Source organism: Prochlorococcus sp. MIT 1314 (assembly GCF_034093315.1).
Lineage (GTDB): Bacteria > Cyanobacteriota > Cyanobacteriia > PCC-6307 > Cyanobiaceae > Prochlorococcus_A > Prochlorococcus_A marinus_Y.
This window is the reverse complement of record NZ_CP139300.1, coordinates 47568-69189: the sequence shown is the minus strand read 5'-3', so window position 1 is coordinate 69189 and position 21622 is coordinate 47568. Positions and strand designations below refer to the sequence as shown.

23 protein-coding genes are annotated in these 21622 nt (G+C 32.5%); 7 read left to right on the top strand and 16 right to left on the bottom strand.

Translation table 11 applies throughout. From position 1 onward, the window contains the following. Window positions 1-57: 57 nt before the first annotated feature. Window positions 58-717, top strand: a complete 660-nt coding sequence (locus tag SOI86_RS00345) for a glutathione S-transferase (protein WP_320681658.1) — start codon at window positions 58-60, stop codon at window positions 715-717. Here SOI86_RS00345 and SOI86_RS00340 read toward each other — a convergent pair. From SOI86_RS00340 to SOI86_RS00330, 3 genes are all read right to left on the bottom strand, one after another. Further along, the gene (locus SOI86_RS00340; protein WP_320682530.1) at window positions 714-971 is read right to left on the bottom strand and encodes a hypothetical protein; all 258 of its coding nucleotides are present in this window, start codon (window positions 969-971) and stop codon (window positions 714-716) included. The two genes, SOI86_RS00345 and SOI86_RS00340, sit on opposite strands and share 4 nt — an antisense overlap. 38 nt (window positions 972-1009) lie before the next feature. Beyond that, the gene (locus SOI86_RS00335; RefSeq protein WP_320681657.1) at window positions 1010-2395 is read right to left on the bottom strand and encodes a sodium:solute symporter; all 1386 of its coding nucleotides are present in this window, start codon (window positions 2393-2395) and stop codon (window positions 1010-1012) included. Between the two features lie 91 nt (window positions 2396-2486). Next, window positions 2487-3545, bottom strand: a complete 1059-nt coding sequence (locus tag SOI86_RS00330; protein ID WP_320681656.1) for a chlorophyll a/b binding light-harvesting protein — start codon at window positions 3543-3545, stop codon at window positions 2487-2489. A 327-nt stretch (window positions 3546-3872) separates the two neighbouring features. Between SOI86_RS00330 and SOI86_RS00325 the strand changes: the two genes are divergently transcribed. Next, the gene (locus SOI86_RS00325; protein ID WP_320681655.1) at window positions 3873-4049 is read left to right on the top strand and encodes a hypothetical protein; all 177 of its coding nucleotides are present in this window, start codon (window positions 3873-3875) and stop codon (window positions 4047-4049) included. A gap of 45 nt (window positions 4050-4094) precedes the next feature. On the opposite strand, the gene SOI86_RS00320 is transcribed toward SOI86_RS00325, so the two are convergent. The 4 genes from SOI86_RS00320 to hisS all read right to left on the bottom strand — a co-directional run bounded on the left by SOI86_RS00320 (window position 4095) and on the right by hisS (window position 6336). After that, window positions 4095-4328, bottom strand: a complete 234-nt coding sequence (locus SOI86_RS00320; RefSeq protein WP_320681654.1) for a hypothetical protein — start codon at window positions 4326-4328, stop codon at window positions 4095-4097. Between the two features lie 135 nt (window positions 4329-4463). Then, window positions 4464-4763, bottom strand: a complete 300-nt coding sequence (locus SOI86_RS00315; RefSeq protein WP_320681653.1) for a TIGR02450 family Trp-rich protein — start codon at window positions 4761-4763, stop codon at window positions 4464-4466. Window positions 4764-4765: 2 nt separating this feature from the next. Further along, complete coding sequence (locus SOI86_RS00310; protein ID WP_320681652.1) at window positions 4766-5005, bottom strand: glycoprotein; 240 nt, start codon at window positions 5003-5005, stop codon at window positions 4766-4768. Between the two features lie 50 nt (window positions 5006-5055). Further along, window positions 5056-6336 carry a histidine--tRNA ligase gene (gene hisS / locus SOI86_RS00305; RefSeq protein ID WP_320681651.1) on the bottom strand — a complete coding sequence of 427 codons (1281 nt, stop codon included), beginning with the start codon at window positions 6334-6336 and terminating at the stop codon, window positions 5056-5058. Window positions 6337-6434: 98 nt separating this feature from the next. On the opposite strand from hisS, the gene SOI86_RS00300 reads away from it, so the two are divergent. After that, complete coding sequence (locus tag SOI86_RS00300; protein WP_320681650.1) at window positions 6435-6857, top strand: hypothetical protein; 423 nt, start codon at window positions 6435-6437, stop codon at window positions 6855-6857. Between the two features lie 30 nt (window positions 6858-6887). Here SOI86_RS00300 and SOI86_RS00295 read toward each other — a convergent pair whose 3' ends face one another. Further along, a complete protein-coding gene (locus tag SOI86_RS00295; protein WP_320681649.1) occupies window positions 6888-7667 on the bottom strand; it encodes a 3'-5' exonuclease in 780 nt (259 codons plus the stop codon). A 117-nt stretch (window positions 7668-7784) separates the two neighbouring features. On the opposite strand from SOI86_RS00295, the gene SOI86_RS00290 reads away from it, so the two are divergent. Beyond that, window positions 7785-8507 (top strand): DUF1350 family protein, encoded by a 723-nt coding sequence (locus tag SOI86_RS00290; RefSeq protein ID WP_320681648.1) that lies wholly within the window; start codon window positions 7785-7787, stop codon window positions 8505-8507. On the opposite strand, the gene acs is transcribed toward SOI86_RS00290, so the two are convergent. The 6 genes from acs to SOI86_RS00260 all read right to left on the bottom strand — a co-directional run bounded on the left by acs (window position 8504) and on the right by SOI86_RS00260 (window position 15040). Continuing rightward, on the bottom strand, window positions 8504-10486 hold the full coding sequence (gene acs, locus SOI86_RS00285) for an acetate--CoA ligase (RefSeq protein ID WP_287610421.1): 1983 nt from the start codon (window positions 10484-10486) through the stop codon (window positions 8504-8506). The genes SOI86_RS00290 and acs overlap by 4 nt on opposite strands. A 92-nt stretch (window positions 10487-10578) precedes the next feature. Further along, window positions 10579-11550, bottom strand: a complete 972-nt coding sequence (gene sds / locus SOI86_RS00280; protein WP_320681647.1) for a solanesyl diphosphate synthase — start codon at window positions 11548-11550, stop codon at window positions 10579-10581. A gap of 27 nt (window positions 11551-11577) precedes the next feature. Beyond that, entirely contained in the window at window positions 11578-12372 is a 795-nt protein-coding gene (gene murI, locus SOI86_RS00275; RefSeq protein WP_320681646.1) for a glutamate racemase, read from the bottom strand. After that, window positions 12369-13454, bottom strand: coding sequence for an N-acetylmuramoyl-L-alanine amidase (locus SOI86_RS00270; RefSeq protein WP_320681645.1), 1086 nt, complete (start codon window positions 13452-13454; stop codon window positions 12369-12371). The genes murI and SOI86_RS00270 overlap by 4 nt, the downstream gene beginning before the upstream one ends. Then, window positions 13454-14281 carry a carbon-nitrogen hydrolase family protein gene (locus SOI86_RS00265; RefSeq protein WP_320681644.1) on the bottom strand — a complete coding sequence of 276 codons (828 nt, stop codon included), beginning with the start codon at window positions 14279-14281 and terminating at the stop codon, window positions 13454-13456. Before SOI86_RS00265 ends, SOI86_RS00270 begins: the two co-directional genes overlap by 1 nt. A 30-nt stretch (window positions 14282-14311) precedes the next feature. Further along, window positions 14312-15040: a 2-phosphosulfolactate phosphatase family protein gene (locus tag SOI86_RS00260; protein ID WP_320682529.1), complete on the bottom strand. Its 729-nt coding sequence runs from the start codon at window positions 15038-15040 to the stop codon at window positions 14312-14314. 132 nt (window positions 15041-15172) lie between these two features. On the opposite strand from SOI86_RS00260, the gene aroA reads away from it, so the two are divergent. From aroA to glmU, 3 genes are read left to right on the top strand one after another with little or no spacing between them, the layout of a single operon-like run. Beyond that, a complete protein-coding gene (gene aroA / locus SOI86_RS00255) occupies window positions 15173-16483 on the top strand; it encodes a 3-phosphoshikimate 1-carboxyvinyltransferase (RefSeq protein ID WP_320681643.1) in 1311 nt (436 codons plus the stop codon). Between the two features lie 12 nt (window positions 16484-16495). Beyond that, the gene (locus SOI86_RS00250; protein WP_320681642.1) at window positions 16496-17401 is read left to right on the top strand and encodes a tRNA (5-methylaminomethyl-2-thiouridine)(34)-methyltransferase MnmD; all 906 of its coding nucleotides are present in this window, start codon (window positions 16496-16498) and stop codon (window positions 17399-17401) included. 25 nt (window positions 17402-17426) lie between these two features. Next, the gene (gene glmU / locus SOI86_RS00245) at window positions 17427-18785 is read left to right on the top strand and encodes a bifunctional UDP-N-acetylglucosamine diphosphorylase/glucosamine-1-phosphate N-acetyltransferase GlmU (protein ID WP_320682528.1); all 1359 of its coding nucleotides are present in this window, start codon (window positions 17427-17429) and stop codon (window positions 18783-18785) included. On the opposite strand, the gene SOI86_RS00240 is transcribed toward glmU, so the two are convergent. Together SOI86_RS00240 and glgA are read right to left on the bottom strand one after the other, a co-directional pair. Next, window positions 18778-20151 carry a UDP-N-acetylmuramoyl-tripeptide--D-alanyl-D-alanine ligase gene (locus tag SOI86_RS00240; protein WP_320681641.1) on the bottom strand — a complete coding sequence of 458 codons (1374 nt, stop codon included), beginning with the start codon at window positions 20149-20151 and terminating at the stop codon, window positions 18778-18780. The genes glmU and SOI86_RS00240 overlap by 8 nt on opposite strands. A gap of 7 nt (window positions 20152-20158) precedes the next feature. Beyond that, window positions 20159-21616, bottom strand: a complete 1458-nt coding sequence (gene glgA / locus SOI86_RS00235) for a glycogen synthase GlgA (protein WP_320681640.1) — start codon at window positions 21614-21616, stop codon at window positions 20159-20161. Window positions 21617-21622: the final 6 nt, after the last annotated feature.

Genomic DNA, 21622 nt, shown 5'->3' with positions numbered 1-21622 from the left:
ATCTATTCCTAATTAAATAATACTAAAAGAATTTAGGAAATTAAAAGTTTTTACAAAATGACAAATGATATTTTATATTCATTTCGGAGATGTCCATATGCAATTCGTGTTAGATGGGCCCTGTTGATTTGTGAAATCAACGTAGAAATTAGAGAAATTGATTTAAAAAATAAACCTCCTGATTTCCTAAATAAATCAAGAACAAAAACGGTTCCAATCCTAATAAAAAAAAATAGTGAAGTTATTGAAGAAAGTCTTGAAATCATCCTATGGGCACTTTCAGAGTCAAAAAAGGAAAACATTAAAGTTATCTATTTCCCTGATAATAAGAAAAAAGATATTCTTGAAATAATTAATGAAAACGATAATGAATTCAAATATCATTTAGATCGATTTAAATATGCCCCAAGATATCAGAATAGTAATGAAGAACTTCATTTCTCAAAGGCGATTAAATTTATTAAGAGATGGAACGCACTTCTTGAAGAAAGCAAATACTTGTTTGGAGATAACCCCACAATCGCTGATTGGTCTATTTGGCCTTTTGTAAGACAATTTAAAATCGCTTGTGAAAGTCAAAAAATAACAAATTATTTGGAGCCCTCAATAAAAAACTGGTTAGATTCTTTTGAAAATGATAGAAAATTTAAATCCTTAATGTATAAGTATGAATTATGGGGCCCAAATTCTAGAAAGAATTATTTCCCTTATAATTAGCTTTCTAACAACTTTCTTTTCTCAATTATCCGTGCTAACTCCAAGAAATATCCTGCGGTCCTAAATTTACCAATATTCTTTTCCTTAAAATCAAGGTCGCTTCTTATTTCTGCAGTCTCAGCCATAAGCAAATCCAAATCATTTGGTCCAAGGCTATACAATTCACCAAGTTCTATTTCCCTACCAAGTAAATGACTCCTAAACCACTTCCCTTTATTTTCTTGAGGTGGAATATCGTAGGGACTCAATGACATGAAAAACGAAATCAAAACTTAAAACCATTCTAGAGTTATTATTGAATTTTTTTCAATTCCCTTTTTTTTAAAATCAAGGCAATAAGAAGAATTGTGAATGTAATTACTGCACAAATTTCTGTCCAATAATCTATTCCAATTTTAGAAATCATTAATGGTGCCAAAACTGTAAATAATCCTCCTGATAGAATTAATTGTGCGAATAGCTGTTTTGATGTAAAAATTGGTAGAGTTCTAGAAATATTTTTGGGATCTGCAAGCCTTAAAAGAAGTAATCCAGATGCGACTACTCCTGTAGAGTTACCAAACTCTATCAAACTTTTTTCGAACCAGTAATCGTCAAATATAAAGTATGCAAAATAAGCAATACAAATTAAATTCCAAAATAAACCGAAAATAGTAAAAACTAAAATTATTAGCCAATTTTCAAAAACAACCGCAATATCTAAGCTTGCCATAGCTGTAAAAATCAATAGATCTGTAGATAAAATCCCAATCTCTCTTTGTAAAAGATTTGAAATAAATTCCGTATTTTTGGTTTTTTCTAAAACATATCTAATAAGAAGTGAACCTATAAGAATAAAAGGGAATACTGGGAGTGAAAAAATTATTTCTTTAGAAAATTCGCCAAAAGAGCTTGAGACAAATCTTAAAAATTTAAGTAACAACACACCAAAAGAAATTGCCAGCCCAGAGAATCCAAGATTTATTATCAAAATTTTTAGATCCGCAAAAATACCTGTTTTAGAGTTCTCCTTTAGATTATCTTTTTTTTCGGGAATTTCCTCAGTATCTGAAAGACCGAAATTTCTCCCAAGGAAAATAAATATGCTGCCCAATAATGAAGATGATAAAAGACCCATTGTTGCCATAGCCAAACCAAGCTCCAAGCCATTTGAGAAACCTAATCTATTAAAACTCTCACCAATGATAGTTGCAGCTCCATGACCGCCCTCAAAACCAACCTCGATCAAACATCCCATTAAAGGATTAGTATCCATAGATGGAGGCAAAAAATATTTAACAACTAGACCCCCAACGAAAAACTGTCCAAAACCTAGTGAAAGAGCAAGCAAAAACTGATTAAAGATTGGTTTAACTAAACCATTTATATTTGGGATTGGTCTCCCCATCATTAAAGTTGCGAAGACCAATGATAAAAGAGGAGTAGGGAACTTACTCCAAACATTTATTGTTTCTTTTGGCAAAAAGTGTATCGCCCCAAATGGACCTATAGATATACCTACAATTCCAGATATTACTGCTATCGGTAGTCCAAACCTCTCTAGCTGAACAGCCAGTTTAAATCTCCTTCCAAAAATTAAGAAAAAAAATATAATTAAAAATCCAAAACAACTTATTAATATAGAATTCGGAAAAACATCTTTATTCTGTAGAGAAAAATTCAATGATTTCAAAAACATATAATTATAAATCTAAATTAATAAACAAAATTATTCAAATAAAAAAGGCCCCAACAATTTGGGGCCCTTTAAAACTAAATATTGATTATATTTAGTCTTTTAATGTAACAGTAGCATTATCAATGTTACCAATAGCATTAGTTACCCTCTTGAAGTCAAAGCCTAGAGCCCTTAAAGCGTGCCATAAATGACCTTGAATAAAGAAGAAACCAAAATAATAGTGAACGTTTGCCAACCAAGCTCTTGAAGTATATTCACCAGCAGGAAGGTCAGCAGTATCTACCCAGTAAGGAGAAATACTAAATTTCAATTGAAGAGGTTCTCCAAAGAAATCAGTTGGATAAACTGTTGTATTTGTAGCACTCCAGAAGGCAGCTATGATAGCCATCCAACCAATTCCAGCTAGAGACCAAGACAGTACAGCTTCAGCGGAAAGTAGTCCTTTACCTTTGAATTTGGTATATTCGCCTACTTGCTTGGTAGCAATATGGAAAGCACCACCAGTGATTTCAACAAAAGCCAAGAAAGCATGACCACCCATAACATCTTCAAGACTATCAATAGTCAAGAAATCAGCCTGATGATTCCATATTTTTGACAAATTCAAATCATATTCAACTTGTCTAACTGCACCAATAGCTGGATCATAGATTCCATGAACTCTTGCCCATTCTACGAACCAAATTACTGCTACACCAAAGAAAATAAGATGATGACCAAGGATAAATGTTAATTTATCTGGATCATCCCACTTGAGGCTGAATTTCCTTGCTTTTGCTATATCTGATTCTTCTAAATCTCCTGGCAAAAGGATTGAATGTAATAGTCCACCAGCGGCAAAAACCATTGATGCTATTAAGTGAACAATAGCAATTGCTACAACAGGTTTTGTATCTCCCATTAACACTCCATCAGCATCAAACCCTATTCCAAGGGTTGCCAAATGAGGAAGTGCGATAAGAGGTTGATGCCCCATAGGGACAGAGGGGTCAAATCGTGAAAGTTCAAAAAGGGTGAAAGCACCAGCCCAGAAAACAATTAATCCTGTATGCGCTATGTGCGCAGCAATGAATTTTCCTGTGCGATTCGTTACACCTGAATTACCAGCCCACCATCCGTAGGTGACATCTGGATTTCCATAGGTTTGCATTTAGGAATTGATTAGCTTAAACGTTTCGACAATACTTGAAATTTAAACAAACAGTTGGATTCACAACAAAATTGTAAAGGTTATTAATTCTAGTAATAAATAACTAAAACAATTTCCCTAAAAATCCAACCCCAAAGAAGTTAGATTTAAGCAGTAAAGTTATAGATTTCGCAAGGGTTGAAGATAAAGAAACAAGTATTGTTAGATCCAATTCTTTTTAATAAATTTCTTTTTGCTGACATAAATAATTTTTTGTTTCATAAAAGCATGTTCTTTCTTGCCTCATTCTCAAACAATTACTAAAAAGGGGTTAAGAAATCAAATAACATGAAAACTTCTCAAGAATCTTCTAGAAAAATTTCACTAGAAATGAAATCGGAAGTTCATTACAAAAATGCTGCAGAATCTTACAGAAAATCACCACAATATATAAAAATGATTAATCTATATCCAACGTTGCAAAACACGCTTATTGATTGTAAGGATGAGAATTTAATTGAATAAACATTATAAATCTTCCCAAATTGATTATCAGGAAATATTTAAAATTTAGGCGGCAATACTATCATTTTCTTCAAAATCAAATTTGTTAATAATTTTTCTGCACATTTCTAAATTATAAAGAGCTTTGGGCTTCCAAGGCTTTTTCTGACCAAGAGGAGAGCTTTTCCAATGAATGCCGGGCTTGAATATCCCATTTTCACGTAAAAAAGAAAGTTTGATTTCAGTAATTCCTAAATTTTTAGCAGTAAACTCTGAAGAGCTCCATATATCCCCTAACATTTAATTAAGTAAATATAGTTAATCCTTGATAACGTTAATTTTATTTTTTTGAAAGGGGTAAAACTTTTAAAAAATTATTAAGGAACAAAAAACCTAGTATTTGTAATGAAAAACTTTTAAAAAATTTATATCAAATTAAGAAATATTAAACAAAGAGTCATCATTTAAAAAAACCTTATTAATCCCCTTTTTTTTATTTAAAGATTTGAATCGAACATAATCTTCAGTAATTGATTCAGTCTTAGGGAGATTGAGTAATCCCTTTTCCCAATTACCACTATTTAATAATTCTTTATGAGTAATTTTCAGATTAATTTCACAATCAACAACTGAAACCATTAAAAAAAAATTTTCTCCTTCTTCTTTCGTCTTATTAACTAAAACAAAATGTCTTAAGCCAATTATAGGTTTTTTCGAAGTCCAGAAATTTTCCATTGTTATTTTTCCTTTATATTTTTCTCACAATTTCCTCTAGATATTTTCTTATATTCTTTTCTAATTTCTTCTAATAAAAGTTTTCTTTTATCCAGATAGTTAAAAGATTCTTTTTTTGATAAGTTATATCTTTCTTTTTTAGTTAAGTTCATCCAATTATCTAGATTCTTCTTATTGAAAATCATTAACTCTTTAGCTTTGAAAACTTTTTTTTTCCTATTTAACTTTAGTGAATTTCTCAAATAAAAGAAAAATAGTAAAGTAAGAAGAATAATCATTAGCTTCAAAAGAATCACTTTAGAATTAAGTTATTCTTTAGCCACTTTTCCAATTTAATATCATCCCCAAAAGATATAACCTCTTCTTTATTTCCAGAACTTGCTTTATCAAATAGCCTTATAACAAATTTTTTATTTGCTGCCTCATCATCACCAATAACAATAATACTTTTGGATTTTAGTTTGTTTGCCTTTTTAAACTGTTTAGAGAAAGAGGATCCAGTTAAATCCAATTCAACTAATAAATCATAATTTCTTAATTTCCTTGATAAATCCATTGCTAACGTTTCAGCAATTAAGCCTTGATTAATAATATAAATATCAGTATTTCTTGGGACTTCAAGCTCTTTTCCCGCTAGTAAAATTAATCTTTCTAAACCAATAGCAAATCCTATTGCAGGGGTGCTTGGCCCTCCCATTTGTTTTATTAAATTATCATATCTACCTCCTCCACAAACTGTAGCTTGGGAACCTAGAGCCCCGCTAGTAATTTCAAAAGCTGTATGAGTGTAGTAATCCAAACCTCTCACTAGATTAAAGTTTTCCACAAAAGGTATTTTTAAAACCTCTAATTGACTTTTTAAGTCTAAATATCTGTTATGACTTTTTTCAGATAAAAAATTAAATAATCTTGGGGCATTTTCAAGAACTTTTTTTGTTTGAATATTCTTTGAGTCCAAAATCCTCAAAGGGTTTTTAGAAATTCTATTCTGAGAATCTAAATCTAGAGAATCTTTATTTGTTTCTAACCATTTTAAAAAAGATTTTTGAAAATTTGATCTGTCATTAGGATCACCTAACGTATTTATTTCAAGATTGAGTTCTTTTATTCCTAATTTACCTAAGATATCCCAAGCTAAAGCAATAATTTCAACATCACTTCTAACTGAATCATGTCCTATAAACTCAACACCTAATTGATGAAACTGTCTTTGCCTGCCTGCTTGAGGTCTTTCGTATCGAAACATAGGACCCATGTACCAAAGTTTTTGAAGAGGATTAGACGATATTCCATTTTGTATTAACGCTCGTGCGACTGAGGCTGTTCCTTCAGGTCTAAGAGTGCAAGATCTCTCCCCCCTATCAAGAAATGTATACATTTCCTTACTGACAACATCTGTTCCTTCGCCAATTCCTCTTATAAATAATTCGGTCATTTCCAATATTGGTGTTCTTATTTCTTTGATGGATGCTCTAGAAAGCTGTTCTAATAAAATTTTTTCAACGTTTTGCCACTTTATTAATTGATCAGGAAATAGGTCAACTGTTCCTCTTAGGTTTTTTAAGTTATTCAAAGTTCTAAAAAATAATTCAAAATTTTTAATTCATCTAGAAATTAATCTTTGATTGGTTATTTTGTGAGACAATTTTAATTTAACATTTAGAAAAACTATTGGGAATTAGTAAAAGTAAAGAGAATCAACATTGCGGTACAAAACCAAAAAAAATTGCTTTTGGAATAGCACCCCTTGGTATAGTTTCAATAGGAATAGTGCCAATGGGAGTAATAAGTATAGGGGTAGTCCCTATGGGTGTATTTTCTTTTGGTGCAGTCGCAATGGGAATAGTCAATTTATCAGTAGTCGGGATGGGAATTATCTCTGCCGGTGTTACTACTATGGGGATATGGGAGTATTCACCTAATTCTCATAAAAATCATCATAATCATTCCAAACAAATTTCAAATTCAAATAAGGAAAATATGATGTCAGATCTATTTAACACTAAACAAGAAGCTGAAAAGGCTGCTTCAAAATACGGATGTATTGGAGCACATAAAATGGGTAATAGATGGATGCCTTGTAAGATGCACTAAATATTTTCTTAGTCAAAACTTAAATAAATATTAATTCAAAATCTCAACTCTAAAATCAAGATTATTTGCCTCATCAGTAGTTAATTTTCTTGACCAAGCTCCTTGCACAGGACTATTCCATCTGAACCCAGCATTTTTAGCTAAAGACCTATCTTCATAACTAACCAAAGCCTTGTATAAAAACCTCGGTTCAGTAGCTTTAAGTAAAAGTTCCTCTAAGTTGTCGCATTTTTTGAAGACCTCAGATATATAAAAACAATCAGATAAAGCTCTATGTAAATTCCAAACTGGTATTGAGAAAGATAAGGCTAGATCAGTTACTGAAGGTCTTGTTTTTAGCGATTTTTGAAAAGACCAATTAATATCCTCTAAACTACATATCCATTTCTTATTAAGCTTAGGCAATCTTCCTTTTCCAAACCATTTCTTATCAAACTCCACATTATGAGCAACGATGAAATCTGAAGCATCAACAAGTTTTAGAAAGAAATTCAATCCATCTTCCCATGGTTGAGAGATATTAGTTACTTCTGCAGATATACCATTTACATGTTCGGCTTCATTATCATTAACTGGAAATAAAAAAGAAACTTGTGAAAGTACACATTTAAAAGATACATCAAATAAGATACAACCTATTTCCATCACTTCATTTTTATTTTCATCTAAACCTGTTGTTTCAGTATCAAGAATTAAAATTTTTTCAATTTTTTTATTTTTATTCGTTACTCTCTCTTCAGAGGGATTGGTGTTAATTTGATCATGAAGAAAATCCAATTGATTTAATTCTTTTTTGTTTAATAGTTCCAATTAACTCAAAATACTTTCATTTATCTTGACGCATTTAATAACTATTTCTTTTAAATTAATATAAATTTAAAAAACAGGCTAGAAAATATTTTTTGAAACATTTTTAGTTTATGAAAGATGACTTTTACAAAATTTCAATTTAACAATTTCTGTTATTGGCCTTCAAATCCAAAAAAAATTGTTGAATTTATTGGTGGAAGTTATTTAGCTTCTAAGCCAGATTTAACTTATAGAAGATTCATAGAGAGTTTAATTAATAAAAATTATGCAGTACATGCATATAAATACACACCACAATTTGATCACCAACAACTTGCTATCAAAGCATGGAAAGATTTTAAGAATTGCCGAATATCTTTATCCAAGAGAATAGGGGCATCAATTCCTTCAATAAGAATTGGTCATAGCCTAGGCTGTAAACTTCATTTAATTTCTCCCGATGGCGGAAGAAATTGCGAAAAATTCATATCTATTAGTTTTAATAATTTTAGTGCTAACAAATCAATTCCATTATTGAAACAAATTTCTAAAAAATTAGAATTCAACAGTGAATTTAGCCCAAGTCCCGAAAGAACTTTGCGATTAATTGAAAAAACATATAGTCAAAAAAATAACTTCCTAATAAAATTCAACTCAGACGAATTAGATCAAACAGATAAATTATTTTCTTGTCTAAAAGCAAGAAAAGAAGATAATTCTAAAGGGGTAATGTTAAAAGGTACTCACACTATAATTGCAAGCGCAGGACTAAGAGAAAATTTTTTGGGAGACTGGGCCGATGATGAATTCAAAAGAAATACTATAAAAAATATTTCCAATTTAATTGATCAATCTGATTAGGATAATTCTTTCAGCTTCTCCAAAACAGAACTATCTTCAAGAGTACTTATATCACCGCTAATTTTTTCTCCAGCGGCCAAAGATCTTAAAATTCTCCTCATAATTTTTCCACTACGTGTTTTCGGAAGAGAGTCAGAAATTATAATCTTTTCAGGCTTTGCGATAATTCCAATTTCATTAACAACATGTTTCTTTAGATCCTCTACTAATTCTGAAGAACCGTTCACGTCTTTCTCTAGAGATACAAAAGCGACTATAACTTCACCTTTTAAGTCATCTTTCTTGCCAACGACTGCAGACTCTGCAACTGATTTATGACTGACCAAAGCAGATTCAATTTCCATTGTTCCTAACCTATGTCCTGAAACACTTATGACATCATCAACTCTTCCCATAATCCATATATATCCATCTTCATCAATGCGTGCTCCATCTCCAGCAAAATAAACATTTTTTTCGCCTTTAAAGGAAATATATTCCCAATAACTCTCCAAATATCTCTCTGAGTTTCCGTGAATTGTTCTCATCATTCCTGGCCAAGGTTTCTTAATAATTAAATAGCCACCCTCATTCTCCTTAACCTTATCTCCATTCTTATCGACAATTTCAACTTCGATTCCTGGCAGAGGGAAAGTAGCTGAACCTGGCTTTGTAGCAACGACACCAGGCAAGGGACTTATCATTACACCACCAGTCTCAGTTTGCCACCAAGTATCAACAATAGGGCATTTATCTTTACCAATAACATCCTTGTACCACATCCATGCTTCAGGATTAATTGGTTCTCCAACTGTGCCCAAAAGTCTAAGACTTTCCAAATTATATTTATCAGGTATTTCACGCCCAGACTTCATAAATGCTCTTATTGCAGTTGGTGCAGTATAAAAAATAGAAACCTTATATTTTTGAACAATTTCCCAAAAAGCCCCTAAATTTGAGGGCCTTGGCACTCCCTCATACATTAAGGTTGTAGCACCATTAGATAAAGGCCCATAAACTATGTAACTATGACCGGTAATCCAACCAACATCAGCGGTACACCAGTAAATATCGTCATCTTTTAAGTCAAAAATCCATTTAAATGTCAAATGGGACCAAAGATTGTAACCACCTGTAGTGTGAACTACACCTTTTGGCTTTCCAGTAGAGCCTGAAGTATAAAGAATAAAAAGTCTATCTTCGCTATTCATTATTTCTGGTTCACAATGATCTTTTTGATCTTTTAATAATTCGTGCCACCAAAAATCTCTATCATCAACCATCGAAATATTTTTTTTGGTTCGTTGAACAACAACTACTTTTTCAACAACTTTATCTGCTCCACTTTCAATAGCCGCATCAACTGCTTTCTTAAGTTCAATCACCTTATCTTTTCTAAAACCACCATCAGCAGTAATAACAAATCTGGCGTTCCCATCAATTAACCTATCTTTTAAAGCTTCTGAAGAAAATCCTCCGAAGACAACTGAATGAGGAGCGCCAATTCTTGCACAAGCTAACATCGCAAACATCGCTTCAGGAATCATTGGCATATAAATACATACCAAATCTCCTTTTTTTACACCAATCGCTTTTAATGCATTAGCTGCTTTACATACCTCTTTTAGAAGTTCTTCGTAAGTATATTTTTTGCTATCTCCGGGTTCGCCTTCCCATATAAGTGCTGTCTTTCCTCCAAGCCCTCTCTTAATGTGTCTATCTAAGCAGTTATATGTAATATTGAGTTTCCCTTCTTTGAACCATTTAAAAAAGGGCGCATTTTCGTTATCTAATACAGTTTGAAATGGCTCAAACCAATCTAATTCAGATTTTGCAAAAGATTCCCAAAATTGAATAGGATTATCTGATGCTTGTTTTTTTAGACTTAGTAATTCTTCTTGAGTACTAATATTTGAGTTTTCTGCAAATTTTTTTGATGGAGGGAAAATTCTCTTTTCTTCGAGAATATTATTGATTGAATTTTTTTTATCTAATGACATTAAATAAATCTATGCTTAATAAACTTAGTCGAAAAAATTATGGTTTTCAGAATTTTTAATATTAATTTAGCTGAAAAGATTTTTCAATAAATTTAATAAAGACGACTGAGAACGAATTCTGGTAGAGCCATTAATGCCCTTTTGTAATCTGAATCAGGAAGCCAAACTATTGCCTCTTTAGAAAGCATTGCAAAGTCCTCAGCTAGTTTCCTAGAGTTTTTTATAGCTTTAGAACTCATAATGATGCTTAGAGCTTCATCTAAATCATTTTTTTCGGCAAGTTCTCTGTTTATAAGAACAGATAATTTCTTGTTTTCTTCTAAAGCATATAAAACTGGTGCTGTAAGATAGCCACTAGCAAGATCACTTACAGCAGGTTTTCCAAGTTGTTTATCGTTTCCAGTAAAGTCCAGTATGTCATCTACAACTTGGAAAGCTAAACCAATATTTTTGCCAAAATCGTACAATGAGGTTAATTTTTGATCATTAAGATCACTCAAAACTCCCGCTGCTTTGCAACTATTAGCTATTAATGATGCAGTTTTACAATAGCTTTTATTAATGTATTTGGAAAAGGATTGAGCTGAATCGAATCTATTTAAATTTTGTTTAATTTCACCTTCTGCTAAATCCATTATTACTCTACTTAATAATTTAACTACATTTACATTATCAAGATTTGCCAAGTGCCAACTTGCTTGTGCGAATAAGAAATCACCTGCCAAAACAGCCACTCTGGTATTAAATCTGCTATGAACTGTATCTACCCCTCTTCTTGTAGAGGCCTCGTCAACAACATCATCGTGGACTAATGAAGCGGTATGAATCATTTCAGTGATTTCAGCAAGCCTTTTATGTTTACTGGTTAATCTAAATCCAGGAGATATTGCTTTTGAGATTAATAAAACGATGCCTGGCCTAAGTCTTTTCCCCCCAGCGCTAAAAAGATGTTCTGCTGCGGCTTGAAGAATTGGATGACCTGCTCCTATTAAATTTTTCAGTTCAAGAATAAGATCATCAAGATCATTTTCAACTGGTTGTAGTAGTTCTGTTACTGTGTTCATGATTGACCTCTTATATATATTAAAGAATCAAACATTGCTTCGGAGGTTAACTAACCTAATTTCTTTATTAATTTCAAGCCAAATTTTTACTTTTTTGGAAAATTCATCTTTTTTTGAAGTAACGAAAAATTTTACATTTTCGTAAGAAAGACTCTCATAGCTAACAGTCTTTGGAATAGCAAAAGATTCATTAAATTTTTTTATTAACGCTTCTGATGGATCAATAATTCTTATGTTTGAATCAATTTTTTTTCTTAAAAAGTCATAAATTAAAGGATAATGGCTACATCCAAGTATTAATTCTTCAATATTTTTATTTAATAGTGGTCTTAAATACAAGTCCGAAAGATGATTTAACTTATTAAAATTTAACTCTTCTTTTTCAATTTCGGATACAAATTCTGGACAATCTTGTTGAAAAATGGTCAAATTCTCATTTTTAGAACCTATAGCATTTTTATAATATGATGATCTAACTGTTGTTTGTGTTGCTAAGACACCAATTATTTGTTTGTCAACTATTTCTGATACTGAGTTTATAAGGTCAAAACAAGGAATCCTTAAGTTGTTTTCTAAAATATCAAGCGCACATGCATTTGTAGTGTTACATGCTATTAAAAGTGCATCCAAATTCTTATATTCAAAAAAGGTGCAAATCTCTTTTGCGATTAACCTTATCTCTTTAAAATTTTTATTTCCAAAAGGAATCCTTTTTGTATCAGCCAAATAAAAAACTTCAACATCACTACGTTTCTTTAGTAAAGAATTAAGGATAGTAAAACCACCTATACCACTGTCAAATATACCTATTTTAAGTTTCACCCTACTTTATAAAGATATTCAAGAATGCCTTTAGCAATTGCATAAGCTATTCTTTTACGATGTGATGGTTTCTCTAATCTTCTTGCATCTAATCTTCCTGTTAAAAATCCAATTTCTACAAGTACTGCGGGCATCCTAGTATTTTTAATTACGTAGAATCTACCCTGTTTAACTCCTCGATCGGGACTCCCAGGGGAAACTCTTAAAATTTGTTTTTGAATTCTTTTGGCGAGTAATCTTCCTCTCCACCCTCTAAAGTAAAACGTTTCTAACCCATTAATATCTCGCCTTTTACCTCTTGAGGCATTTGCATGAATACTTACAAAGATATCCGCATCTGTATTGTTAGCAAAGGAAACTCTTGGAGGTAAATCCAAATCAACTTCATTTTTTCTAGTTAACCTTACTTTTACACCTTTCTCGGAGAGCAACTTTTCAACTATTTTGGAAACCTCGAGTACAACATCTGTTTCCCTTAACCCACCAATACCTATTGCTCCCGGATCAGGCCCTCCATGCCCTGGATCGAGAACAACCGAAAATTTGTTTTGTTTTACGTTTGGTAATTGGTTGTAATTATGAACACTTTTCTTAATATAACTTGAGCCTTGATTTGCTCTAATATTTTTTATTCTCTTTTCAACTAAACCTTCACCAATGCTCTTAAATGAATATTTTGGTGTGAATAGTTTAATTCTCCACCTATTTTGATTTAATCCAACCATTCTCCACATCAAAGGGTTCAAATAGGCTTCTTCATTAAATTCAATTACTAGTCTTGTTTTGCCCTTATTTGGTTTACCTAATCTAATTTCTTTTATTGGACCATTACCTTTTATTGTTCTGGGATTTTTTAATTCCCCAGGGAAATCCACCCAGAATCTATCTCCATATATTTGGTTAGCCCGCTGAAAGTATGCTTTTAAATTTGTATTTGGTTTAGTTCTTAATTCTAAAAACCCATTATTTTTTAAGGCCCATGCCGCTAAAGCACTTGAGGATTTTACTGGGAGGAACTGAGTATTTAAAAATAAAAAAACTGATAAATAACGAAAAAGTTTATTATTTAAAAACTTTGACATTATTTTGAAAACAATTTGTTTTTTCTATGTTTAAGGCTTGGCATCTGTTCCCTAATTTTCTTTACTCTTTCTTTATCAGCTGGTGCTATTGCAGCGCCCTGAGTTTTTCCAGCATCAGACAAAACAGTGCCCCAGGGGTCAATTACCATTGCATGGCCATGACTTTGCCTTCTACCATAATGAATCCCAGTTTGAGCTGGTGCAACTATATATGCTGTATTCTCTATCGCTCTTGCTTGTAATAGGATTTGCCAGTGATCCTTCCCAGTAAATGCTGTAAAAGCTGCGGGAATCATAATTAGCTCTGCACCATTAGCAGACAAATATCTATAAAGTTCAGGAAATCTAACATCATAACAAATTGATAATCCTACTTTGCATAAACCAGGAACATCAACAACTGGGGGATATTCCTCTCCAGATAAAATAGTAGATGATTCCTTATATAAATTTCCGTCTGGCAAATCAACATCAAACAAGTGAATTTTGTCATATTTTGCCAATACCTGTCCATCTCTTCCAAAGAGTGCTGACCTATTTAGGGTATGACTATCATCACCAGCAGGTACAGGATACCCTCCACCCAAAAGAAATACTTGATACCTTTGTGACATGGTTTTAAGGAAGTTTGTACACTTCATTGACAATTCAGAAGATAATCTAAGCTTTTCATCATCTTCTCCTAAAAAAGCAAAATTCTCAGGCAATCCGATTAATTCAGCACCTCTTCTAGCAGCCAATTCAATCTGTTCTTCTGCTTCAGCAAAATTTGCTTCAACATTTGAAGTGCTCGTTATTTGCAATGCAGCTACCAAAAAATCAGTCAAGACTTTACTCCTAGTGAACTAATTCGTAAATTATGAGGCACGAATTACACCTCTTTCAACTTGCGCAGGAACAATATCTAAGCAATCAAGTTCAGAACAACAATTAAAATCTTCCTCATAATCTCCAAGACTTGTCAATCTTTTGCCATGGGTTGCTGTTTTTAAACATTTCAAAATATCATTTTTCCATAAATTCCAGAGTGCCAAAGCAGCCTGTAATTCGTCATTAAGAATATTGACTTCAAAATCACAGTTTGCTTCCAAGTATGAAGCCAAAGCACCAGCGGCCAAAGAATCCTCAAGTGAATATGAGCCTTCCCAGCCACTACCAAGTATTAAAACGCTTTCACTGCGTAGTGAAATAATTCTTTCTGCAACTGCTCTCCTATTTGGGAGTCCCATAGCAAATAAATGCTTTGCATGTTGAACTTTTTGCAAGGATTTAGTGCCATTTGTAGTACTCATAAATAGTCTTTTACCATTAACAACCTTTTTTGTGACTGATAAAGGAGAATTTCCCAAATCAAAACCGTCAATTTTCTTTCCGCCTCTTTCTCCAAGCATTATTCTCTCATCTGCTTGCCACTTAAATGCAGCTTCTTTCAACAAATCTAAATCTGCAAAAACTTGTATTGAATCAGCTCCATTTTTTAAAGCCCAAGAGATTGTAGTTGTGGCTCTTAAAACATCAATAACCACTGCAATATCGGGGTTTATTTCTGGAACATCATTTGCAACGTGATAATAAGTAAGATTAATGATCAATTCCTTTTCTTTTTTTATTATAGAAAACAGTTACTTACTTTGAATATTTTTTTTTTAAAAACAAACTTATTGATAATATATATCTAATTTGTATATATAAAAACTTTATCAAGTTTTAATTTAAAAATGAATAATATCCGCGAAATAAAAGGTGGAAGTAATTTAAAAGGAAAAATAAAAGTACCGGGAGACAAATCTATTTCTCATAGAGCCTTAATAATCGGAAGTATTGCTCAGGGGGAAACTACTATTGAGGGGTTTTTACATTCTGAAGACCCACTATCAACCGCTGATTGTCTCAGGAAATTAGGAGTAAATATTCCGACAATAAAAAAAGATGAGCCTTTTACAATTTCAGGCCTAGGTCTTGATGGATTAAAAGAGCCAAAAGAAATTCTCAATTGTGGAAATTCGGGAACCACTATGAGGCTATTAATGGGATTATTGGCGGGTCTAGAAGGTAAGAATTTTATTTTGATGGGGGACAATTCTCTTAATGAGAGGCCAATGGCGAGAGTGGGGAAACCATTATCTTTGATGGGTGGCAAAATTTTTGGCAGAGAAAGGGGTAACAAAGCTCCAATCTCAATCAATGGGAATAAACTTAAAGGATGTGTTATTGGAACTCCGGTAGCAAGTGCTCAAGTAAAATCCGCAATATTATTAGCGGGCCTCAATTCTGCTGGCACCACTACTGTTATTGAGCCAGCATCTTCAAGAGATCATACCGAAAGAATGTTAAAAGCATTTGGGGCAGATATAAGTATTAGAGGGGAATTAGGAAGGAATGTAGTAATCAGATCAGGGGCAACCTTAATTGGTCAGAAAATATTAATACCTGGAGACATAAGTTCTGCATCTTTCTGGATGATTGCTGCATCCATTGTTCCAAATTCAGAAGTTTATATTCAGAATGTTGGATTAAACCCCACTAGAACCGGAATATTAAACATAATGGATCTGATGGGATGCAATTATGAGATTCTAGACAAATCAACAATTGCAGGAGAACCTATTGGATCTATTAAAGTAAAGACTGCAAATAACCTAAGATCATTTACTATTGAAGGAGATGTTCTCCCAAAACTTATAGATGAAATTCCTATACTTACAGTAGCTGCTTGTTTTTGTAATGGGGTTTCTGAAATTAAGGATGCACGGGAATTAAGAGTTAAGGAAACAGACCGGTTAAAAGTTATGGCGAGACAGTTGCGAAAATTCGGTGCAGAAATAATAGAAAAAGAGGATGGCTTAATCATTAACGGTCAATCAAACTTTAATTCTGCGGAAGTAGACAGTGAAACGGATCATCGAGTATCAATGAGTCTTGCTATCGCTTCACTTCTAGCCAAAGGTACCTCAAAAATAACGAGAGCAGATGCATCTAATGTCTCTTATCCCTCTTTTTGGGAAGACCTTGAAAAACTAACTAACTAACTCAAAAAGTTTTTGTCTAAATTAATAGAAGTTTTAACGAAAGACGGGAGTTACTCTTTAAAAAGTATCTCTTTTCAAGAAAATTTCCATAGCTTACTGGGAGCATTGGAAGAAACAAAAATAAAGTTTACTGCTCCTTCTGATTTGCAAAGATTTAAGGGCAAATCTCTCAATGTTTTGGATATATGTTTTGGTTTAGGATACAATTCCGCTTCTTTATTAGATGAATTAATTAAACAAAAATCGTATTTAAATTTGTTTGCATTAGAGATTGATAAAAAGCCTCTTGAATATTCAATCAAAAATAAATCTTTCCTGAAATTATGGGCTCCAAAAATCAAAAAAATATTTGAATCATTGCACCAAAACAATTACTTTGAGGATCCATTTTTTAAGTGTAAGATTTTGTGGGGTGATGCTAGAGAAAAAATTAATATTATTCCTGCAGCTAATAAATTCGATCTGATTTATTTAGATGGTTTTTCTCCCCAAAAATGCCCTCAAGTTTGGACAATTGAATTTTTATCTAAGGTTACAGAAAAGCTCAATCCTCAAGGTTATTTAATAACTTACTCTTCTTCAGCGGCAGTAAGAAAGACCTTAAGAAATCTTGGTTTAGAGATTTTCAGTATTAAACCAGGCATTAATGACTGTGGTTTTTGGAGTCAGGGAACTGTCGCGATAGCAAAATTTGACAAGAATAAATTGAAACTCAATTTAAATTTTGAAAAGTTATCTGTCATGGAAGAGGAACACCTTTTAACTAAAGCTAGTATTCCTTACAGAGACCATAATTTAAACTCAAGGCGAGACGATATCATTAAGAAAAGATTAGATGAGCAATTATTATCAAATCTAGTATCTACAAAGAAATGGAGAAAGAAGTGGGGAATGACGAAGTCGGCCTTCAAGAGTTAGATTTATATATATGTATTCAAAAAACATGTTAAGTGTTGCAATATTGGCGGCAGGTAAGGGCACTAGGATGGAAAGCTCGATACCTAAGGTTTTACACAAAATTTCTGGCAAAAGTCTTTTGCAAAGGGTAATTAATTCTTGTGATAAATTGAATCCTGACCAAATTTTTGTAATTACTGGACACAAATCAAAAGAAGTACAAGATTCAATTCCACATAATAAAAAGATCCATTTTGTCATTCAAGAGCCTCAACTAGGTACCGGTCATGCCATACAGACACTTTGTAATCAAGTAAAGACAAATGAAGGGAAACTTTTGGTGCTAAACGGAGATGTCCCTCTTATCAAGCCTGAGACTCTAAAAAGGCTTTTAAATTTACATGATTCAAATAATGCAGATGTTTCTTTAATAACGACAAAGAAGAAAAATCCTTATGGGTATGGCAGAGTCTTTTTGAAAGGGAATTTTATTGAGAGAATTGTTGAAGAAAAAGATTGTAATAATCAAGAACAACTTAATTTATTAATAAATGCAGGTATTTACTGTTTTAACTGGGGAAATTTGTCAAAAATAATAAGTAACTTACAAAACAACAATAAACAAAAAGAAATTTACTTAACTGATACAGTAGCTCTGCTAGAGAATTCCTTAAGCTTAGAGATAGAGGATAATGGAGAACTTCAAGGCATTAACAATAGAATTCAACTATCAAAATGCGAAGAACTTTTTCAGAATTTAATTAAAGAAAAGCATATGCTTAATGGCGTAACATTTATAAATAAAACAAGTTGTTCAATAAGTGAAGAAGCGGAGATTGGCAAAGATGTGATCATAGAAGCTAATACTCACATAAGAGGATGTACCAAAATATTTAATAATTGCATTATTGGACCAAATACTTTTATTGAAAATTCAAATGTTGGATTCCATTGTGAAATTTCAAATTCAACTGTTTATGATTCTCAGATAATGGATCATATAAAAATTGGTCCCTACAGTCATATTAGACCTAAATCCAAAATATCTTCTTACAGTAAGATAGGTAATTTTGTTGAAATAAAAAATAGTCAACTAGAGGAAGAATCCAAAGTAAACCATCTAAGTTATATTGGTGATTCGATTATTGGAAGATCTACAAATATAGGTGCAGGTACTATTACTGCAAATTTTGATGGTCAGAAAAAATATCAAACAAAAATTGGTAGAAATTCCAGTATAGGTGCAAATACAGTTTTTGTTGCGCCTATAAATCTTGGGGAATCAGTTACAACAGGAGCTGGTTCGGTGATCACAAAAGACTCCAAAGATAATTCATTAGCAATTTCAAGAACTAAGCAAGTAAATATAGATAATTGGAAAAAAAAGAAGCCTCTATCTAATTAATTAATTCAATAATTTTTTCTAGCTGCCAATATCTGCTCCCTTTAATCAAAATAGAATCGCCTCTTTTTGTAGATTTATTTATCTCTTTTGGTACATCTTTAATATCATTTAAAACGAAAAATTTTTTCTTGTCTTTTAGATAATTAGAGTAAAATTTTTCATCTTTTTCATCACAAATAAATAAACATTTTTCTATGTCTGAATGATTTACCAAGTCGAATATTTCTTTGTGATATTTTTCTGATTCTTTTCCCAATTCTTGCATACTTCCAAATATAAAAAAATGATTTCGCGGCTTTTCTAAGAGATTTTCTATACATGCTTTTACAGATTCTGGCGAAGCATTATACGATTCATCATAAATTGTTGTTTTAACTGATTTAAGAATTTTATTCCTTCCTTCTAAACTTGCAAAATCAAATTTATTAAACCTTGGGAAATCCATACCTAGCTCTTTAGCAACTGCATAAGCAAATAAGAAATTTGAAGAGTTGTGAAATCCATCAAATGAAATTTCGAAGGTATTTCCTTCTATTAAAATTGTTTTATTAGAGGGATTAAAAACTCCCCGTAAATTATCATCTTTTTTAAAACTCCCCTTTTGATTTTTAATATTTAATAGCTCTACTTTTATTACTCTACCTTTCCAGTATTTTTTTAAAGTTTCCTCTAGAAATGCATCATTTGCTGGAATTATTACAACCCCATGCGGATTTAAGAACTTAGTAATTTCACACTTTGCATAAGTAATATTTTTTTTTGAGCCTAACAATCCAATATGAGCTGTCCCAATGTTAGTAATAACTGCAATATCGGGTTCACTATATTTAGACAAATTTTCGATCTGTCCAAGACCTCTCATTCCCATCTCAAGAACTAAAACTTTATCTTCAATATCTGTCGCAAGAATTGTAAGACCAACCCCAATCTCATTATTAAAATTTGAGTAAGACAGTTTAATTCTTCCAAGTTTCTTTAAAACTTGCCCAATCATTTCTTTTGTAGTTGTTTTACCTACTGAACCAGTAATTGCAACTACAGGGATATTTAATTTTTTTCTTTTGAGCAATGTTAATTTTTGGAATGCATCTAAAGTGTCATTCACAACCCAACAAGGGAAATCACAAGGAAGTAATTTCTGCATCCCTTTTTTAATTATGACTGCCTTCACTCCTTTCTTTAATACATCTGGAAGAAAACTATGTCCGTCGTGATTTTTACCCTTAATAGCTATAAAAAGATCATTTTTTAATAAAGTCCTACTATCAATACTTATATTTTTAAAATTTAAATAATCTTTTTCCCCCTCACCTAGATTTTTAATATGACCCAAAACATTGTTTAATTCTTTTAAAGAGAATTCCATTAAAATATTAAGTCATCCCTTTTTTTAAAGATGGATCAGCGGATTGTCCGTAAGAAAATTTCTCAACTTCAGCAACGTCTGGTGATGGTTCCTTTATTCCGCAAACATCTTTATACATAATTTCGTATTCGAGAGCTGATCTTTGCCAACTGAACTCTTCTCTCATGGCTCTTTTTTGCAGTAATTCCCAACTATCTTTATGCCTGAACGCCTCCCAAGATCTTACTAAAGAAGTATAGAAATCTATAGGCTCAAAGCGATCAAAGCAAAAACCTGTACCAGTATTATTTTCTGGGTCATGAGGTAAAACCGTATCTACTAAACCTCCAACTCGCCTTACTATTGGGATAGAACCATACCTCATAGCAAGAAGTTGACTAATACCACAAGGTTCGAATCTACTTGGCATCAAGAATGCATCAGAGCCGCCATATATAAGCCTTGACAAAGAATCATCATAGGTAAGAAATACTGAAAATCTTCCCGGGTAATCTAATGCTAATTGCCATAATCCTGACTCTAAATATCTATCTCCAGTTCCTAAAACAGCTATTTGCGAATCTGTATAGGCTAAAAGTCTTCTTGAAACTTGTAGAAGTAAATCAACTCCTTTTTGATCAACCAACCTACTAACCATACCTAAAAGATATTTCTTAGGATTAACTTCAAGGCCCATTTCTCGCTGAAGTATTTTCTTATTTTCTCTCCTCTTTTCTAAATTGTTAAAACTAAATTTTGCGGGCAAAACTGGATCTTTGGCGGGATTCCATTCATCTAGATCTATACCATTAAGAATACCTCGTAATTTACCTGATATGTAATTAAGTAATCCTTCAAGGCTTTCCCCATATTCATGGGTTTTAATTTCATCAGCATAAGTTGGAGAAACAGCATTTACTCTATCTGCGTACAACATAGCTGCTGCCATTGTGTGGTCTCCGTGCATATACCAAGGACACCAAGTCATTTTTTCTAGTTTCCATCTCCAGGGTCCTTGATATTTTAAATTATGAATTGTGAAAACAGTACTAATTTCAGGGTCCTGATGCATCCAAACTGGAATCATCCCAGTATGCCAATCATGGCAATGAAGAACTTGAGGTTTCCAACAATTCCAGGCAAATTCTGCAGTAGCACTAGCAAAAAAAGTAAAGCGCCAATCCTCATTCTCACCTCCATATATTTGGTCAGAGTCGAATGTTGGATGACCAACTAGGTAAATCACATAATTATGTATTGGATGTTTGGCTTCATAAACAGCGAAATCAGTCTCCATAGTATTTGCTCTGAAGACTGGTTCATTAGATACCTCTAAAAGACTCCACAACTTACCATAGCCTGGAATTATTACCCTTACATCGTGACCAAGTTTGATCAAAGATGGAGGTAACGAACCAACCACATCTCCCATTCCTCCAACTTTGATCATTGGAGCACATTCGGCAGCGGCAAGAAGAATTCTCATTGATAA

Bases quoted from the DNA above. Each gene is read 5' to 3' on its own strand.
- SOI86_RS00345 (WP_320681658.1), top strand. From the start codon at position 58: ATGACAAATGATATTTTATATTCATTTCGGAGATGTCCATATGCAATT.
- SOI86_RS00340 (WP_320682530.1), bottom strand. From the start codon at position 971: ATGTCATTGAGTCCCTACGATATTCCACCTCAAGAAAATAAAGGGAAG.
- SOI86_RS00335 (WP_320681657.1), bottom strand. From the start codon at position 2,395: ATGTTTTTGAAATCATTGAATTTTTCTCTACAGAATAAAGATGTTTTT.
- SOI86_RS00330 (WP_320681656.1), bottom strand. From the start codon at position 3,545: ATGCAAACCTATGGAAATCCAGATGTCACCTACGGATGGTGGGCTGGT.
- SOI86_RS00325 (WP_320681655.1), top strand. From the start codon at position 3,873: ATGAAAACTTCTCAAGAATCTTCTAGAAAAATTTCACTAGAAATGAAA.
- SOI86_RS00320 (WP_320681654.1), bottom strand. From the start codon at position 4,328: ATGTTAGGGGATATATGGAGCTCTTCAGAGTTTACTGCTAAAAATTTA.
- SOI86_RS00315 (WP_320681653.1), bottom strand. From the start codon at position 4,763: ATGGAAAATTTCTGGACTTCGAAAAAACCTATAATTGGCTTAAGACAT.
- SOI86_RS00290 (WP_320681648.1), top strand. From the start codon at position 7,785: ATGACTTTTACAAAATTTCAATTTAACAATTTCTGTTATTGGCCTTCA.
- acs (WP_287610421.1), bottom strand. From the start codon at position 10,486: ATGTCATTAGATAAAAAAAATTCAATCAATAATATTCTCGAAGAAAAG.
- sds (WP_320681647.1), bottom strand. From the start codon at position 11,550: ATGAACACAGTAACAGAACTACTACAACCAGTTGAAAATGATCTTGAT.
- SOI86_RS00270 (WP_320681645.1), bottom strand. From the start codon at position 13,454: ATGTCAAAGTTTTTAAATAATAAACTTTTTCGTTATTTATCAGTTTTT.
- aroA (WP_320681643.1), top strand. From the start codon at position 15,173: ATGAATAATATCCGCGAAATAAAAGGTGGAAGTAATTTAAAAGGAAAA.
- glmU (WP_320682528.1), top strand. From the start codon at position 17,427: ATGTTAAGTGTTGCAATATTGGCGGCAGGTAAGGGCACTAGGATGGAA.
- SOI86_RS00240 (WP_320681641.1), bottom strand. From the start codon at position 20,151: ATGGAATTCTCTTTAAAAGAATTAAACAATGTTTTGGGTCATATTAAA.
- glgA (WP_320681640.1), bottom strand. From the start codon at position 21,616: ATGAGAATTCTTCTTGCCGCTGCCGAATGTGCTCCAATGATCAAAGTT.